The organism is Ewingella sp. AOP9-I1-14 (assembly GCF_052375995.1).
Classification (GTDB): Bacteria; Pseudomonadota; Gammaproteobacteria; order Enterobacterales; family Enterobacteriaceae; genus Ewingella; species Ewingella allii.
The window spans coordinates 41,314-56,121 of the sequence record NZ_JBQSVA010000012.1; the positions used below are offsets into that span (position 1 = coordinate 41,314).

19 protein-coding genes are annotated in these 14,808 nt (G+C 51.8%); 9 read left to right on the forward strand and 10 right to left on the reverse strand.

Annotated features, from left to right (window positions below; translation table 11 throughout):
* Window position 1: 1 nt before the first annotated feature.
* From ACT3RT_RS21340 to ACT3RT_RS21370, 7 genes are all read right to left on the reverse strand, one after another.
* Window positions 2-2,506 (reverse strand): replication endonuclease, encoded by a 2,505-nt coding sequence (locus tag ACT3RT_RS21340; protein WP_496203703.1) that lies wholly within the window; start codon window positions 2,504-2,506, stop codon window positions 2-4.
* A gap of 83 nt (window positions 2,507-2,589) precedes the next feature.
* On the reverse strand, window positions 2,590-3,366 hold the full coding sequence (locus tag ACT3RT_RS21345; protein ID WP_496203704.1) for a hypothetical protein: 777 nt from the start codon (window positions 3,364-3,366) through the stop codon (window positions 2,590-2,592).
* Between the two features lie 74 nt (window positions 3,367-3,440).
* Window positions 3,441-3,761, reverse strand: a complete 321-nt coding sequence (locus ACT3RT_RS21350; protein ID WP_353500603.1) for a hypothetical protein — start codon at window positions 3,759-3,761, stop codon at window positions 3,441-3,443.
* Between the two features lie 18 nt (window positions 3,762-3,779).
* Window positions 3,780-4,001, reverse strand: coding sequence for a phage filamentation protein Fil family protein (locus ACT3RT_RS21355; RefSeq protein WP_496203705.1), 222 nt, complete (start codon window positions 3,999-4,001; stop codon window positions 3,780-3,782).
* Window positions 3,998-4,258 carry a hypothetical protein gene (locus ACT3RT_RS21360; protein ID WP_353500605.1) on the reverse strand — a complete coding sequence of 87 codons (261 nt, stop codon included), beginning with the start codon at window positions 4,256-4,258 and terminating at the stop codon, window positions 3,998-4,000. Before ACT3RT_RS21360 ends, ACT3RT_RS21355 begins: the two co-directional genes overlap by 4 nt.
* Complete coding sequence (locus ACT3RT_RS21365) at window positions 4,255-4,458, reverse strand: hypothetical protein (RefSeq protein WP_353500606.1); 204 nt, start codon at window positions 4,456-4,458, stop codon at window positions 4,255-4,257. The genes ACT3RT_RS21360 and ACT3RT_RS21365 overlap by 4 nt, the downstream gene beginning before the upstream one ends.
* Window positions 4,459-4,467: 9 nt before the next feature.
* Entirely contained in the window at window positions 4,468-4,728 is a 261-nt protein-coding gene (locus tag ACT3RT_RS21370) for a hypothetical protein (protein ID WP_353500607.1), read from the reverse strand.
* Window positions 4,729-4,828: 100 nt separating this feature from the next.
* Between ACT3RT_RS21370 and ACT3RT_RS21375 the strand changes: the two genes are divergently transcribed.
* The 9 genes from ACT3RT_RS21375 to ACT3RT_RS21415 all read left to right on the forward strand — a co-directional run bounded on the left by ACT3RT_RS21375 (window position 4,829) and on the right by ACT3RT_RS21415 (window position 11,365).
* Window positions 4,829-5,128, forward strand: a complete 300-nt coding sequence (locus ACT3RT_RS21375) for a helix-turn-helix domain-containing protein (protein ID WP_353500608.1) — start codon at window positions 4,829-4,831, stop codon at window positions 5,126-5,128.
* Between the two features lie 91 nt (window positions 5,129-5,219).
* Entirely contained in the window at window positions 5,220-5,780 is a 561-nt protein-coding gene (locus ACT3RT_RS21380) for a BRCT domain-containing protein (protein WP_353500609.1), read from the forward strand.
* Complete coding sequence (locus tag ACT3RT_RS21385) at window positions 5,767-6,744, forward strand: phage integrase (RefSeq protein ID WP_496203706.1); 978 nt, start codon at window positions 5,767-5,769, stop codon at window positions 6,742-6,744. Before ACT3RT_RS21380 ends, ACT3RT_RS21385 begins: the two co-directional genes overlap by 14 nt.
* A 171-nt stretch (window positions 6,745-6,915) precedes the next feature.
* The gene (nudC, locus tag ACT3RT_RS21390) at window positions 6,916-7,701 is read left to right on the forward strand and encodes an NAD(+) diphosphatase (protein ID WP_485904184.1); all 786 of its coding nucleotides are present in this window, start codon (window positions 6,916-6,918) and stop codon (window positions 7,699-7,701) included.
* A gap of 66 nt (window positions 7,702-7,767) precedes the next feature.
* The gene (hemE, locus tag ACT3RT_RS21395) at window positions 7,768-8,832 is read left to right on the forward strand and encodes a uroporphyrinogen decarboxylase (protein WP_486034134.1); all 1,065 of its coding nucleotides are present in this window, start codon (window positions 7,768-7,770) and stop codon (window positions 8,830-8,832) included.
* Window positions 8,833-8,851: 19 nt separating this feature from the next.
* Window positions 8,852-9,532 carry a deoxyribonuclease V gene (nfi, locus tag ACT3RT_RS21400; RefSeq protein ID WP_496203707.1) on the forward strand — a complete coding sequence of 227 codons (681 nt, stop codon included), beginning with the start codon at window positions 8,852-8,854 and terminating at the stop codon, window positions 9,530-9,532.
* Between the two features lie 71 nt (window positions 9,533-9,603).
* Complete coding sequence (locus ACT3RT_RS21405; protein WP_034795037.1) at window positions 9,604-10,194, forward strand: YjaG family protein; 591 nt, start codon at window positions 9,604-9,606, stop codon at window positions 10,192-10,194.
* A gap of 190 nt (window positions 10,195-10,384) precedes the next feature.
* A complete protein-coding gene (hupA, locus tag ACT3RT_RS21410; protein ID WP_013577396.1) occupies window positions 10,385-10,657 on the forward strand; it encodes a nucleoid-associated protein HU-alpha in 273 nt (90 codons plus the stop codon).
* Window positions 10,658-10,705: 48 nt separating this feature from the next.
* Window positions 10,706-11,365, forward strand: a complete 660-nt coding sequence (locus ACT3RT_RS21415) for a DUF1481 domain-containing protein (RefSeq protein WP_437341984.1) — start codon at window positions 10,706-10,708, stop codon at window positions 11,363-11,365.
* Window positions 11,366-11,441: 76 nt separating this feature from the next.
* Here ACT3RT_RS21415 and purD read toward each other — a convergent pair whose 3' ends face one another.
* The 3 genes from purD to ACT3RT_RS21430 all read right to left on the reverse strand — a co-directional run.
* Window positions 11,442-12,731 (reverse strand): phosphoribosylamine--glycine ligase, encoded by a 1,290-nt coding sequence (gene purD, locus ACT3RT_RS21420; RefSeq protein ID WP_496203708.1) that lies wholly within the window; start codon window positions 12,729-12,731, stop codon window positions 11,442-11,444.
* Between the two features lie 60 nt (window positions 12,732-12,791).
* Window positions 12,792-14,381 (reverse strand): bifunctional phosphoribosylaminoimidazolecarboxamide formyltransferase/IMP cyclohydrolase, encoded by a 1,590-nt coding sequence (gene purH, locus ACT3RT_RS21425; RefSeq protein WP_353500615.1) that lies wholly within the window; start codon window positions 14,379-14,381, stop codon window positions 12,792-12,794.
* Between the two features lie 153 nt (window positions 14,382-14,534).
* Window positions 14,535-14,808, reverse strand: a 274-nt coding sequence (locus ACT3RT_RS21430; RefSeq protein WP_496203709.1) for a hypothetical protein, incomplete at its 5' end; no start/stop codon positions are given.

Here is a 14,808-nt window from a genome sequence, read left to right on the forward strand (position 1 = left end):
CTTAGGCGGGTTTTTTTGTGGCTTCTTTAATGCGGCCAATAAATTGGTGCAATGCTGTCGACCGCTCTTTACTACCTCTGTCCAGCGCAAACAAATTCCCATCTTTCGATGCAATATAACGCCGGTTGTTGAAGGTGATTTCGCCACCCATGGCTAACGACATTGCGTTCAGTTCATCAATACTAATTCCGGCCGTATAGGCTGAGTCGATAATTTTTGATGCCTTATTTCTGGCATTAATCATTTTTGACTCACGCACTCGGGCCATTTCCTGCGCTTTTTCCTCTGCGTTCGCCCAGGCTTCGTGCATAGAATTCCCATCCGGGAACGGATTTTCATGCTTTTTAGGTGCTGCCGGTTCGCTTCTCATCCTTCGCAGCAGTGCGCGGCGGTCTTTGTCGGTGAACCGCTCAAAATCAGGGGCAATATCATCGACATTTCTGTCTTCAACTCCCGGAATAGTGTTTAAATTTTCCTCTCCCGTAGAGTTATTGACAGAACTCCAAGGGACGGCGGGGCCGTCCGGTAAGGTCAAAACCTCCATGGCGTCGCGCTGTTCTGCGGCGGGCTGCGTCTTTTGCTTGGCGACAATCGTCCATGTTTTTAACCGCGTACAGACGCGGGAATCCTCGCCCAATCGGGGCGAGAAAATGCCGAAAATCTTCTCGGTGATCTCGCCGTAGGCGTTAGGCTTTTCGCAGTCTTCATAGGCCAGACGCACGACGTAGCTGTCGCGGGGAATCAGGACGCCGCCTTGGCGCATGATGTAGGTAGCAAAACAACCGGCGTCGGCTGCTGACATCACCGCATCCATCGCAGTATCGGGTAACAGCTTTTGCCCGCGTTTATAGCTTTCGGCTTTAATCAGGTTGCCGACCAGCTGGTTATTCAGCTTGCGCAGCTCACGCCAGACCGTCACCGGTGGTGTGCCAATCGGCTGGTACTGACGGATGCGATGACGGGACGCCCACGCCATTGCCAGACGGGCGGTTTCTTTTAGCGGCTTGCCTGTGTCGTGGTCTTTTTCACCGTCCAGAGCGTAGCCGTCGATGTTCTTCGAAATGTATTTCGCGATGTAAGCCGTGGCGCTGCCCTTCTTCGGGTCTAAGCGTTTGGCCGTGAAGCGTGCTCCGGTGCGCTTGCCCAGTTCTGCGCGGTCTTCTTTAATGGCATAGCCGCGCATAATTGAGGTGATCGCTTGGCGTTCTTCTGGCTGCATGAATAACAACAAGTGCCAATGGGGCGTTTCGTCATGATGGGGTTCGGCAACGCGGAAGCCATAAACGCGCAAGCCTTCGCGGTTTAGCTTCGAGCCAATACGCGCCCACAGGTTAGTAAGGTATTTTTGGGCCTGTTTCACATCGCTGTGGTTCCACTTCGGGTTGCCGTGACCGCTGGCGTTGGTGGCGTGATATTTCGACGGGCAGGTGATGGTATAGAAAACGCCAACGTCGCCGCGTGACTGGGCGATAAACTCAATGCCTTTCATGCGGGCCATGAGTTCATGCCGGCGAATGCTTGGGTTGCTGATGCTGGCATCGACCATTGCTTCGAGCGACATACGGTTGCCTTCGCCGTCGTCCAGTTCGTGCGATTTGAAAAACTCGCGGTTCTTTCGGCGCTGTTCCAACCAGTCGGCCAGCGCGTCGCGGCTAATGTACGGCGTCGCACGTTTGTGGATGCTGCCGATAGCGCGGAGTTGGTTTTCGCGCCAGTCACAGCGCAGCCGCCATAACTGATGCTCCCACCAATCAGCATTAATCAGGCGGGACAATGCCGACACAAAGACAGCACGGTCGAGCGGTTCCGGTGGCAGTTCGACCGGTGCAAACAGCGGCCTAAGCTTTTTCCAGTACGGTGGACGCACGCGCAGCGCGTGAACCTCAACGGCCATATGGCGATAAATAAACAGCAGTTCATCATCTGGCAGGACGGCGGCATCGCCTCCGCGCTCCTCAATGGCCGTGGTAAACATTTCGTTCAGACGACCGGCGACTTCGTTCGCCAGCGTTTTGACTCTCGGCTTGGTGAACTCGGCCAAATGGCAGTATGACGGGCGGTAATAGGCGATGAATTCAGAGTCATGGCCGGGGCTAACGCCGTGGTATTTGCGAACGGCATCAAGGCGCAACAATGCATTCTTAATGGTACCCATCAAAAACGCATTGGTGTGCTTTGTCCCGCGATTGGCGCGAAGCCATGTAATTTTATTCTGATACGGTGATCGGATGAAAAACGGTTCTTTCTGGAATCTTTCTTCCACGCCTTCCGGCGATGCTGACCATGTCGCCTTTTCACGCTCGTATTTGCTGCGCTCAATAGCGGCGCGGGTTTTGAGTAGGTCGCTTAAAACCTGACTGCCTTCTTCCAACTCGTTAACGCCGTTTTTATTCAGGCGGTCGAGATGAGCGTTAACGGCTGGGTGCGGCTCAAGCGGTGCTGATGGGGGCGAAATTGGCGCAGGGGTCATATCGACGCCAATTGCGGCTAAAGGTTTATTCCACACGAAAGCCCCGGCGAATCTATCAGGCTTGCCAGAGCTAAAAGGTGGTGCAGGAGTTGGGGCCACGCGGCCCCGGTTGTGGCTTTTCACTCGGTTTGCGTTGCATTAGTGAATACGGATGCGACACGTTTCATTAATACATCTTGGAATTGTTTTGGCGTAGTAGGTTCGCCGGGGTGACCAAGGCCCGCAACGAAGTCGCTAATTTCAGATTCCATCATTTTGCGATAGTGATTGCGGGCATTGTCTTGGATTGACTTGGTTAATTCGGCGCTAGGGTCGAAGGCAATTCCAGCATGACCGGAAGGCACGTTGACGTATATCTCTTGGAAGCGGCCTATTGAGCGGGCTTTCTCAATGTCCTCTTTTAATTTGCTGACCATTCCAGCACGGAAAATTTCGATAAGCTCAGACGGATAGCGGATATTTCCAACGTGGGCACCGTTGTGGTAGTCGCGATGTATCGACGCATATTCTAAATTGCTGGCTGCTTGAAACGCTTCGGCGACACGTAGATTTTCATCACGCTCTGACGCCAGCTTTTTAACGGCTTCGATTGCGGCGGTAGTAGTTCGCTCAATGTCCACACCGTCGATAATGTCCGCTTTGGCATCGGCACCCATGATCGCGAAAATCAAAGAATCCCAATGCACTTCATAGCTGTTGTAGGCTGTAGCTAAGTTTTGAGCATGGGCGTTGAGCGAGTCAATTTCACCGGCTTGATTAATAAGAGTGCGGCTAATTTCATTACAAAAATTTCTGACAGCAACACAACCAATAGGAGCAAGCCCTAATGAAAGTTCCTTAATCAAGGCAACTGATTTAAGGGTGATACTTAATTGAGCCGATTTTGAAGTCATCATTATTTAGTTCCTTTTGCTGATTTTTGGATGCAGAAAACCCGACGCGTGAGCGCCTATTTGTTTTTTGGCTGTATTTAAATGTCTAGAATTCGGTCAGATGCCGAAATGAAATTAGGCAATGCATGGCCCCACTTCGAAAGGCTGTTCATTGCGTCAATTATCTTTTCCCGCTGGTAGTCGCTGAAAGATTCAAACGGTTTACCAATGTCAGATGGTGAAAACAGCTTGGGTGTGCGGCGGTTCGAGAGCGTAAGCACTACGAATTTAAAATCATCACTGCCAGCGTTAAAGCGGCGGCAAGCGGTGTTTTCAGTTCGCTTAAAAAGCCGACGCGCCTTTACCTGAAAGTCTTTAAAAGGTAATGGCTCGACCTGCTGGTTATTTGAAGGAAACATAAGCCCTCCCATAAATCATTAAGCAAAAATACCCATCAGCCGAGCGAACCAGCGGGGTTTGTTATGTTGGCGAGCCATAAACGGTAGTCGGCGGCCTTTGATGAATTGCACTTCGGTGGCTTTCGGTTGGAAGTGGCGACCGTCTGGTGTTTCAATCCATCCGCGCTGATGCGCTCGGTGGGTAATTTGCTGACCGTTGGTCAGCATGTTTGCCAGTGACGGACATTGTGCAGTGGTCATACGTGATCCTCGTGCAAATCATCAGGGAAGGGGGTTGGAATACGCTCTGAGTTTTTCCAAAGTTCAGCGGCGTTTTTGATGACCGTAGCTTCTTTACTACCCGCATAAGCTGCGGCACCTGCTAAATCACAAAGTCGCTCATATGCCCAATAGCGTTCACATGATGAATTGGCAGGGGCTTTTTCTTTGGCAACTAACTGGCGACGTTCGTACATTCTCAAAATCTGGTTTGCGGCTGCATAAAATGGGGCTGTCATGCGGCGTTCTCCTTTTGCTCGTGCAATTCATCTATGTAGTCAGTCGCTTGGGCCTGTGCATCGAATAACCCAAAAGACTGCTCACTCAGGGTCACTTCGTAGCGGGTAATCTTGTTTAGAAAAGTTGCCGGGCGACGGACAATTAAGAAGCCGCGATATATGGATGAATGGCGGCTCACTTCTTTGATTGGATGGGTCATGTCGCCCCCTTAAATCTTCATGCGAAGCGCTTCTTGCGCCTCTTCGTATGCCTCAAGAAATTCGTAAACCATATTTACCTGACGCTCCCTTCCTGGCTTGTTTTTGGTCAGCACTAATTTCCCTTCATTGGCCTGCTGCTGAATGGTGCGCACGGTCTGCCCTGTTACTTCGGCGTATGCAGAAAGTGGCAATTTCGGGTAAGGGAGGCAAAAAACGACCGGACAATCCGGCATTTTCACCATTACGGGCTTGGGTCTCTTGAGTGTCATCGTTTATCCTTTTGGATCATGTTCGGATTTATTCGGACTTATTAGGATTGCGGTAGCAATAGCTACCCCTCAAGCAAAAGAATAGGGAGCAATTGCTACCATGTCAACGAGTCTTGGTAAAAAAATAAGGGATGTGCGGGAGGCCGAAGGGCTGAGCCGACAAGAATTTGCAGAACTTACGGGGGTGGCTGAAGGGGCGCAAAAGTTCTATGAAACTGATCGCCGTGCTGTTGGAAGTGAAATGCTCTTAAAAATTACACAGCACCCTAGGTTTGAGAAATATACGCTTTGGCTAATGACGGATAAGACAATGGAAAGTGCCGGACAGATCTCTCCGGCTCTCTCCCCTGATGGGCAAAACAACACATCCAGCCGCCAAAACGACCAGAAGGTTGGCTGATAGCATTGAAAATAATGAATAAATGGTCTGGCGGTGGGATTTGTTCAGAAAGGTCACCGTGGTTTTAAATTGAAAATAAGGACGTTTTGATATGAGCGATATTTTTATCTCCTATGTAACAACTAAGAATAAAGTCTCGGCATATGCACTATCCACTGCAATGGAAGTTGGTGACTACATTCAAGGTATCTGTAGCAAGAGTGGTAGCTATAAAACTTTTAGAACAGACCGCGTGGTTGGTTTCTTCGGCTGCATGGAAGATGCAGAGGTTTATACCGAAAAAGTTCGTGAGTTCTTGGTTTCCGAGCCGGGCGCTAGGGAGTTACCTCTTTTCGTTATTGAGCGTAAGAAGCACAAAAAATATGAATCACCAGGAATGCTTAGACCCTTGGATTTTAGCGGTCCGCTTGAAATCTGTTTTACGGGTTTCAAAAAAGAGGATAAGGAGAGGTTAACCACTGCCGCCGCAGCTTCTGGGATGATAGTTCGGAAGGATATTACAGTTAATCTTCATTTCCTTTGTGGGGGCTACAATGCCGGGCCAAAAAAATTAGAGGTTGCTAGAAAAAAGGGAACAATGATTTTACGGGAAGATGAACTATTAGCCTTGATTAGCACCGGGGAACTGCCAGACGATTATGACAATCAGTAAATTAGAATCGGGTCAGTATCTTGTAGACGTTCGCCCGCAGGGCCGACAGGGCAAAAGAGTGAGGCGGCGCTTTGATACGAGAGCCGAAGCGCTCCAGTTTGAGCGGTGGACAATCGCAAAAAATCATAATAAAGAATGGATTGAAAAGCCTTCCGATAAGCGACCATTGTCTGAACTAATTGAGCTATGGTGGAAATACCACGGCAAGACACTTAAGTCGGGCGCGAAAGTAAAGCAGCGGATGGAAACGCTGGATAGTGATTTGGGTAATCCGCGTGCTGACCAAGTAAATAACAAAGTTTTTAATGACTACCGCGCGGCAAGGTTGGAGGCTGGCGCGAAGCCAAGCTCAGTAAATCGATATCAATTATTATTAAGCGGCGTCTTCAATGCCTTGATAAAGGCGGGTCAGTATCATAGCGAAAACCCCATCAAGGATACGGAACTCTTTAAAGTTAACGCCAGCACAATGTCTTTCCTCTTGCGCGATGACATCCCCCCTTTGCTTGGCGCTCTCAACGGTGACAACCTCAAAGTCGCAAAATTATGTTTAGCTACTGGGGCAAGATGGAGCGAAGCCGCTGGCATTATGCGGGATGCGGTAATTGAGCATAAGGTCACGTTCTTTGATACGAAGAACGGCAAAAACAGGTCAGTCCCTATTTCACCGATTCTTTATGAAGAAATCACTTCTGGTAAAGGGCGGCTCTTATTTCCTGATGCTAACTACAACAATATGCGGAGCGTTCTCAAACGGATCATTGTCGGCCTGCCGCGCGGGCAGGCCAGTCATGTTTTGCGACACACGTTTGCTACGCATTTTATGATGAACGGTGGCAACATCCTTACACTGCAAAAAATACTTGGCCATGCGTCAATTCAACAGACTATGGTTTATGCGCACTTTGCGCCCGAATACTTGAATGATGCCGTTAAACTGAACCCGTTAGAATTCAAGAAGTGATCCACATTTTGACCCAATTGGTCAGATTTATACGGATTCATGCGGATGCGTGATGCGGTTAACTTATTGTTTTATATGGTAAGTTGCTGTTTTTTCGGGTGGGTGTAAGTAACTAATATTTAACTTCCGAAAACCAGATTGTCAGTCTCGTCGAGGTTATGCAACAACAATATGGAATTACAGATAACAGACCAACATAACGGCTGGTGGGTGATCAGCCACGAGGGCAAGCTGTGGCTGCCACAGGGCGAATTACCTTTTGGTGATGCGGCGCAATTCTCACTGATTGGCAAAATTTGCCGACAAATTGGCGAATGGCAGGGTGCGCCGGTTTGGCTGGTTCGTCAGGCGATGGACAACAATATGTTCTCCGCACGCCAACTGCTGGATCAGGACAAAGGCTTATTCCAGCTGGTGGGGCGCGGCGTGCAGCTCGCCGAGTTCTACCGTTCGCATAAGTTTTGCGGTTATTGCGGCCATGAAATGCAGGTCAGCAAAACCGAGTGGGCCGCCCTGTGCAGCCACTGCCGTGAACGCTATTACCCGCAAATCGCTCCCTGCATTATCGTCGCTATCCGTAAAGGTGAAGAGATTTTGCTGGCGCAGCATGTTCGCCATCGCAATGGCATTCACACCGTGCTGGCCGGGTTTGTCGAAGTCGGCGAAACGCTGGAAGAGACCGTGGCCCGCGAAGTGATGGAAGAGAGCAATGTGCGCGTCAAAAACGTGCGTTATGTTAGCTCCCAGCCGTGGCCTTTCCCGAACTCGCTGATGATGGCCTTTATGGCGGAATACGACGGCGGCGACATCAAACACGACCCGAAAGAGCTGCTCAACGCCGGTTGGTATCGCTTTGATGCCTTACCGCAGTTGCCGCCGGTCGGCACTATTGCCCGTCGATTGATTGAAGATACTGTCGTACTGTGCCGCGCCGAGCGCGACGGCGATGCTGAATAATAGGCATGCTACAATGCCGCCCAGACGAATGCCGTGCGGCCAAGATTATTGAAGGAATGAGTAATAATGAGTGAGTTGAAGAACGATCGCTACCTGCGCGCTTTACTGCGTCAGCCCGTTGACGTGACCCCGGTGTGGATGATGCGTCAGGCTGGACGCTATTTGCCAGAGTACAAAGAGACGCGCGCCCAGGCCGGTGATTTTATGTCGCTGTGCAAAAACGCCGAGCTGGCGTGTGAAGTGACGCTACAGCCTCTGCGCCGCTATGCGCTGGATGCGGCGATCCTGTTCTCCGATATTCTGACCATTCCTGATGCCATGGGCCTGGGGCTGTATTTCGAGACTGGCGAAGGCCCGCGTTTTACTTCTCCGCTGACCTGCCGCGCTGATGTGGAAAAGTTGCCGATCCCTGATCCAGAGATGGAACTGGGCTATGTGATGAATGCCGTGCGCACCATTCGCAAAAACCTGAAAGGCGAAGTGCCGCTGATTGGCTTCTCCGGCAGCCCGTGGACGCTGGCGACTTACATGGTTGAAGGCGGCAGCAGCAAAGTCTTCACCAAACTGAAAAAGATGATGTATGCCGAACCGGCAACCCTGCACCTGCTGCTGGATAAGCTGGCGGACAGCGTGATTTTGTATCTCAACGCGCAAATCAAAGCCGGCGCTCAGTCAGTGATGGTGTTCGACACCTGGGGCGGCGTGCTGACCCCTCGCGATTACCGCGAATTCTCCCTGAACTATATGCATAAAATCGTTGATGGCCTGATTCGTGAACACGACGGACGCCGCGTGCCGGTAACGCTGTTCACCAAAGGCGGCGGGCAGTGGCTGGAAGCGATGGCCGCCACCGGCTGTGACGCGCTGGGTCTGGACTGGACCACGGACATTGCCGATGCGCGCCGTCGCGTGGGCGACAAAGTTGCTCTGCAAGGTAACATGGACCCGTCTATGCTTTACGCTAAGCCTGCGCGCATTGAGCAGGAAGTCGAAACGATTTTATCTGGTTTCGGCAGCGGTAATGGTCACGTCTTCAACCTGGGACATGGCATTCATCAGGACGTGCCGCCTGAGAATGCCGGCGTCTTCGTGGAGGCCGTGCACAACTTATCGCGCCGTTTCCATCAGTAAGCGCTTATAAGGTATAGGAATGATTGATACTCAAGTTTTACGAGAAGAGCAGAGGGTGCTGGCGGATAATATTGTCCTACAGGACCCGGACGGTTTTCAGACGCCGCGCTTTATTGCCGGTGCTGACGTAGGATTCGAGCAGGGGGGCGAGGTGACGCGGGCGGCGATTGCTATCCTGAGTTATCCCTCCCTTGAGCTGGTGGAATACCAGATTGCCCGTATCGCGACCACCATGCCCTATATCCCCGGTTTTCTCTCTTTTCGTGAGCTGCCAGCGCTGATGCAGGCCTGGCAGCAGCTTCAACAGCAGCCTGACTTAGTGCTGGTAGACGGTCAGGGCATTGCGCATCCAAGGCGTTTAGGCGTCGCCAGCCATTTTGGTTTGATGATCGACGTGCCGACCATTGGTGTGGCAAAAAGTCGCCTGTTCGGCAAGTTTTTACCCCTCGAAGATGCCCTGCATAGCCGACAGTCGCTGTATGACCGCGACGAACAAATTGGCTGGGTGTGGCGCAGTAAACTACGCTGTAATCCATTGTTCATTTCGCCCGGTAATCACATCAGCATAGAATCTGCTTTTTTCTGGGTGGAACAATGCATGCGGGGTTATCGACTACCTGAACCTACTCGTTGGGCCGACGCCGTCGCCTCAAATCGGGTAGCATTTCAGCGCTGGCAGCGCCTGAGCGGGAATCTTTAGGAATCAAGGCATAGGGATCTGCAATCATTTCAGGTAAACTCCTGCGCAGAAAAAGTTAACGAGAACCAACCATGTTACGTAATCCGATACATTTACGTCTGGAGAAGCTAGAAAGCTGGCAACACCTGACGTTTATGGCGAGCCTTTGTGAGCGTATGTATCCCAACTATCAGATGTTCTGTCTGCAATCCGGGTTCGGCGAACCACAGCTGTACCGTCGTATCTTGGATTTGGTTTGGGAAACGCTGGTCGTCAAGGACGCCAAAGTCAATTTTGACACACAGCTTGAGAAGTTAGAGGAGGCGGTGCCTTCTGCTGAAGACTACGATATTTACGGCGTTTACCCAGCAATTGACGCCTGTATCGCATTAGGTGAACTGATCCACTCGCGGCTCAGCGGTGAGACGCTCTCGCATGCGATTGCTGTCAGTGAAACGTCAATTCGCACCGTTGCTATGCTTGAGATGACTCAGGCTGGCAAAGAAATGACCGATGAAGAACTGAAAGTTATCCCTGCTGTTGAGGAAGAATGGGACATCCAATGGGAGATTTTCCGCCTGTTGGCTGACTGTGAAGAGCGTGACCTTGAATTAATAAAAGGGTTACGTTCTGACCTGCGTGAAGCCGCCGTGAGTAACATTGGCATAAATTTAGCGCAATAAGGCAAGAAAACGTGATTTAACGCCTGATTTGTCGTGCCTTAAGGCTTCACATCCGCACCCTGTCTGGTCTACATTTGGGGTGCGTAAAAAAAGTGGCTATCGGTGCGTGTATGCAGGAGGGTGCTGTCAATCGGCATATCCGTCGCACTCGATGCTTTGCAAACGATAAACACACTGTAAAGGATAACTTATGAACAAGACTCAACTGATTGATGTAATTGCGGACAAAGCTGATCTTTCCAAAGCACAGGCCAAAGTTGCTCTTGAATCTACACTGTCTGCTATTACCGAGTCTCTGAAAGAAGGTGATGCTGTACAATTGGTTGGTTTCGGGACTTTCAAGGTAAATCATCGTAACGAGCGTACTGGTCGTAACCCACAGACTGGTAAAGAAATCAAAATCGCAGCTGCCAACGTGCCTGCGTTCGTTTCTGGTAAAGCTCTGAAAGACGCTGTTAAGTAATTGCTTGCAGTGAAAAGAATAAGCGAGGGGGCGGCTAAGCGGCCCCTTTTGTTTATCACCTCCAAACTGGCTGCCGCTTTGCTGGTACTCGGTTTGGTGGGTTGCAGTTCCAAAGACACCACGCCGCTGTTCAGCGCCAGTGGTTATGTTGCTGACCAAGGCATTAATCGCCTATGGCGTCGCGACAATGCCGACCACCACCCTCAAACTATCGTCAACGTGTACAGCCCCTACTATGGTGGTGACACGGTGATCACCCGCTATGAATATCAGCAAGACCAACTGCACCTGATGCGCGAAACCCACGCCACCAAGACCGATCTTGGAGTGATGCTGCGATTCGACAATGAAGGCCACGTCAGCTTTATGCAGAGACAGCTCCCCGAACGCCGGGAAAAGCTCTCGTCAGATGATATCGAGCTGTACAAATATAAAGCCGCGAAGTTGCTCGAACTCAGCAACACGCTGCGCGCCGGTAACGTCCAGCTGATTCAGGGGCAGTGGAAACAGGGCAATATTACCTCTTGCGCGGGCCAGCCCGTCACTCTAAGCCTCAGCGTTCGCTCGCAGGTTTGGTTAGCCAAGCGCGCCGCGCAGGCCAATGACCGCCTTGGGCTAGCTTGGCTCAGTGCGCCAGAAGGGGATGAATTGCTGCTGGTGGCCAATGAAGATTTCTGTAAGTGGGAACCGAAAGAGTCCGACTTATAAGCCAAGAGACTTGGCGAAAGCTGTATCAATAAGAAAGGCACGCCGAAGCGTGCCTTTTGCCGTTCTGGGGCAGGGGTTACTGGTCTTGCTCGCGAGCAATGGCGCGATAACCGATATCTTTACGGCAGAAGCTGCCTTCCCAACTGATATCTTTCGCCAACTGGTAAGCGCGTAACTGCGCGGCGGCCACCGTTTTGCCCAGTGCGGTAACACAGAGCACGCGACCACCGTTGGTCACGACGCGCTCATTCTGCAGACGGGTCCCGGCGTGGAACACTTTACCGTCCGGCACTTCCTCCAGCGGCAAGCCGTGGATCGGCTGACCATTGTGGTAGTTCCCCGGATAGCCGCCCGCGGCCAGAACCACGCCAAGAGAAGGGCGCGGATCCCATTCTGAGGTCACTTCGTCCAAACGACCTTCTGCACCGGCAAGACACAGCTCAACCAGGTCAGAGCGCAGACGCAGCATGATTGGCTGAGTTTCTGGGTCGCCAAAGCGGCAGTTGAATTCAATCACCTTCGGCTGGCCGTCGGCAGAAATCATCAGACCAGCGTACAGGAAGCCAGTATAGGTGTTGTCCTCAGCCGCCATGCCGCGCACAGTTGGCCAGATCACCTGATCCATCACGCGCTGGTGGATCTCATCCGTCACTACCGGAGCCGGTGAATAGGCACCCATGCCGCCGGTGTTCGGCCCGGTATCGCCATCGCCCACGCGTTTGTGGTCCTGACTGGTCGCCATCGGCAGCACATTTTTGCCGTCAACCATGACGATAAAGCTGGCTTCTTCGCCGTCGAGGAACTCTTCGATAACGATTCTATGCCCGGCATCGCCAAAGGCATTTCCCGCCAGCATGTCGTTAACGGCGGCTTCCGCCTCTTCCAGCGTCATGGCGACAATCACGCCTTTACCGGCGGCAAGGCCGTCGGCTTTAATGACGATTGGCGCGCCTTTGCTGCGCAGGTAGGCCAGTGCTGGCTCAACTTCGGTAAAGTTCTGGTAATCCGCACTTGGGATCTTGTGGCGAGCTAAGAAATCTTTGGTGAAGGCTTTTGACCCTTCAAGCTGGGCCGCTTCTTGCGTCGGGCCAAAGATTTTCAAACCGGCTGCACGGAAAGCGTCTACTACGCCGATAACCAGCGGCGCTTCTGGCCCAACGATTGTCAGACCAATGTTGTGGCTCTGGGCGAAAGCCAGCAGGCCAGCAACGTCGGTGGCGGCGATGTCCACATTCTCAAGCAGAGGTTCTAATGCCGTGCCCGCATTGCCTGGAGCAACATAGACTTTATCCGCCAGTGGGGACTGGGAGGCTTTCCACGCTAAGGCGTGTTCACGCCCGCCGTTACCAATAATTAAAATATTCATGAGAAGCTCCGGGTGAGCGGGCTGAGTCAGCCCGCTAAAAAATGAGTCGTGGTCTATGAATTAATGGCGGAAATGACGCATGTCGGTAAAGAGCATGGCGATACCGTGCTCGTTTGCCGCGGCGATAACTTCATCATCGCGAATTGAACCGCCCGGCTGAATCACGCAGGTAATGCCCACGGCAGCGGCGGCATCAATACCATCGCGGAATGGGAAGAAGGCGTCGGACGCCATGACGGAACCCGCCACTTCTAAACCTTCATCCCCGGCTTTGATACCGGCAATCTTCGCCGAGTAGACGCGGCTCATTTGGCCTGCGCCAATGCCGATCGTCATTTTGTCGCGGGCATAAACAATGGCGTTGGATTTAACGAACTTCGCCACTTTCCAGCAGAACAGGGCATCGGACAGCTCTTGCTCAGTCGGCTGGCGGGAAGAGACCACGCGCAGGTCTGAGGCTTCAACCATACCCAAATCTCGGTCTTGCACTAACAGGCCGCCATTCACGCGTTTGAAGTCCAGCGCGTTTTGGCGGCTTTGCCACTGTCCGCAGGTTAACACGCGAACGTTTTGTTTAGCCGCGGTCAGTGCCAGAGCCTCTTCGCTCACGGAAGGGGCGATGATCACCTCCACAAACTGGCGGCTGATGATGGCTTTGGCGGTATCAGCATCCAACTCGCGGTTGAAAGCGATAATGCCGCCGAAAGCAGAAGTCGGGTCGGTTTTATAGGCGCGCTCATAGGCTGCCAGAATGGAATCGCCGATGGCTACGCCGCACGGGTTGGCGTGCTTAACAATGACGCAGGCCGGCTCTGCAAACTCTTTCACACACTCCAGAGCAGCATCGGTATCCGCAATATTGTTGTAAGAGAGCGCTTTGCCTTGCAGCTGCTGCGAGGTGGCGACCGAAGCTTCGCTAACATTCTCTTCTATATAGAAGGCTGCGTTTTGATGGCTGTTCTCGCCATAACGCATATCTTGCTTCTTGATGTAGCTCAGATTCAGGGTGCGCGGGAACTGGCCGGAAGGCTTGTCGGTTTCGCCGTGGTAAGCCGGAACCATAGTACCGAAGTAGTTGGCAATCATGCCGTCGTAAGCCGCGGTGTGCTCAAAGGCTTTAATCGCCAGGTTGAAACGGGTTTCCAGCGTCAGGGAGCCGTCGTTGTTATCCATCTCTTCTATAATAGAAGCGAAGTCCCCATTCTTAACCACAATCGCCACGTCTTTATGGTTCTTCGCCGCTGAGCGAACCATGGTTGGCCCGCCGATATCAATATTCTCAACCGCGTCTTCCAATGAACAGTCTGGGCGCGCAACGGTTTGGGCAAACGGGTAAAGGTTTACGACCACCATATCAATAGGCGCGATGGCGTGTTGCGCCATGATCTCATCGTCTTTGCCTCTGCGACCTAAAATCCCGCCGTGCACTTTTGGGTGCAAGGTCTTGACGCGTCCATCCATCATCTCCGGGAACCCGGTGTAGTCAGAAACTTCGGTCACCGGCAGGCCTGCATCAGCGAGTAAGCGAGCAGTTCCGCCTGTAGAGAGCAATTCCACGCCGCGTTGCACTAAAGCTTCGGCGAATTCTACGATACCGGCCTTATCAGAAACGCTGAGTAGGGCACGGCGGATTGGACGAGGTTGTAACATGGTGGTTATTTCCTTGGCTTTGAAGTCGCAGTAAAGAGTGTTATCTGAGTTCAAGAGGCGCTTTCTTCTCTTTATATAGAGTAATTTTGAGAAAAGAGCGGCTTTGCACTGAGATAACTGTCCTTTCGCATCTCATTTTTCTTAGTTGTTACCTTAATGAACGTAAAAACAGACGCGCGAAATTGTAGCGAAAACGATTGCGCGGCGCTCGTAAAATTTGAGCAAGATGTTGCTCTGTGGATAAGTTTGTGTAAAACACGGTATAAGCGGTGTATTTGCTGTGGAATGCAGCAAACAGTGGTTTTTCTTAAAATTAGCCCTTGCGGCCTGCTCAGAACTCCCTATAATGCCGCTCCATCGACAGGGAACAACGTGAACAACATCACGAAGTGAACGAGTCGGAAAGATTAAAAACAGCGGCAACCGG

Bases quoted from the DNA above. Each gene is read 5' to 3' on its own strand.
- ACT3RT_RS21355 (WP_496203705.1), bottom strand. From the start codon at position 4,001: ATGACCACTGCACAATGTCCGTCACTGGCAAACATGCTGACCAACGGT.
- purD (WP_496203708.1), bottom strand. From the start codon at position 12,731: ATGAATATTTTAATTATTGGTAACGGCGGGCGTGAACACGCCTTAGCG.
- ACT3RT_RS21350 (WP_353500603.1), bottom strand. From the start codon at position 3,761: ATGTTTCCTTCAAATAACCAGCAGGTCGAGCCATTACCTTTTAAAGAC.
- ACT3RT_RS21370 (WP_353500607.1), bottom strand. From the start codon at position 4,728: ATGACACTCAAGAGACCCAAGCCCGTAATGGTGAAAATGCCGGATTGT.
- hemE (WP_486034134.1), top strand. From the start codon at position 7,768: ATGAGTGAGTTGAAGAACGATCGCTACCTGCGCGCTTTACTGCGTCAG.
- ACT3RT_RS21345 (WP_496203704.1), bottom strand. From the start codon at position 3,366: ATGATGACTTCAAAATCGGCTCAATTAAGTATCACCCTTAAATCAGTT.
- nfi (WP_496203707.1), top strand. From the start codon at position 8,852: ATGATTGATACTCAAGTTTTACGAGAAGAGCAGAGGGTGCTGGCGGAT.
- ACT3RT_RS21380 (WP_353500609.1), top strand. From the start codon at position 5,220: ATGAGCGATATTTTTATCTCCTATGTAACAACTAAGAATAAAGTCTCG.
- ACT3RT_RS21360 (WP_353500605.1), bottom strand. From the start codon at position 4,258: ATGACAGCCCCATTTTATGCAGCCGCAAACCAGATTTTGAGAATGTAC.
- ACT3RT_RS21405 (WP_034795037.1), top strand. From the start codon at position 9,604: ATGTTACGTAATCCGATACATTTACGTCTGGAGAAGCTAGAAAGCTGG.
- ACT3RT_RS21375 (WP_353500608.1), top strand. From the start codon at position 4,829: ATGTCAACGAGTCTTGGTAAAAAAATAAGGGATGTGCGGGAGGCCGAA.
- ACT3RT_RS21385 (WP_496203706.1), top strand. From the start codon at position 5,767: ATGACAATCAGTAAATTAGAATCGGGTCAGTATCTTGTAGACGTTCGC.
- hupA (WP_013577396.1), top strand. From the start codon at position 10,385: ATGAACAAGACTCAACTGATTGATGTAATTGCGGACAAAGCTGATCTT.
- nudC (WP_485904184.1), top strand. From the start codon at position 6,916: ATGGAATTACAGATAACAGACCAACATAACGGCTGGTGGGTGATCAGC.
- purH (WP_353500615.1), bottom strand. From the start codon at position 14,381: ATGTTACAACCTCGTCCAATCCGCCGTGCCCTACTCAGCGTTTCTGAT.
- ACT3RT_RS21365 (WP_353500606.1), bottom strand. From the start codon at position 4,458: ATGACCCATCCAATCAAAGAAGTGAGCCGCCATTCATCCATATATCGC.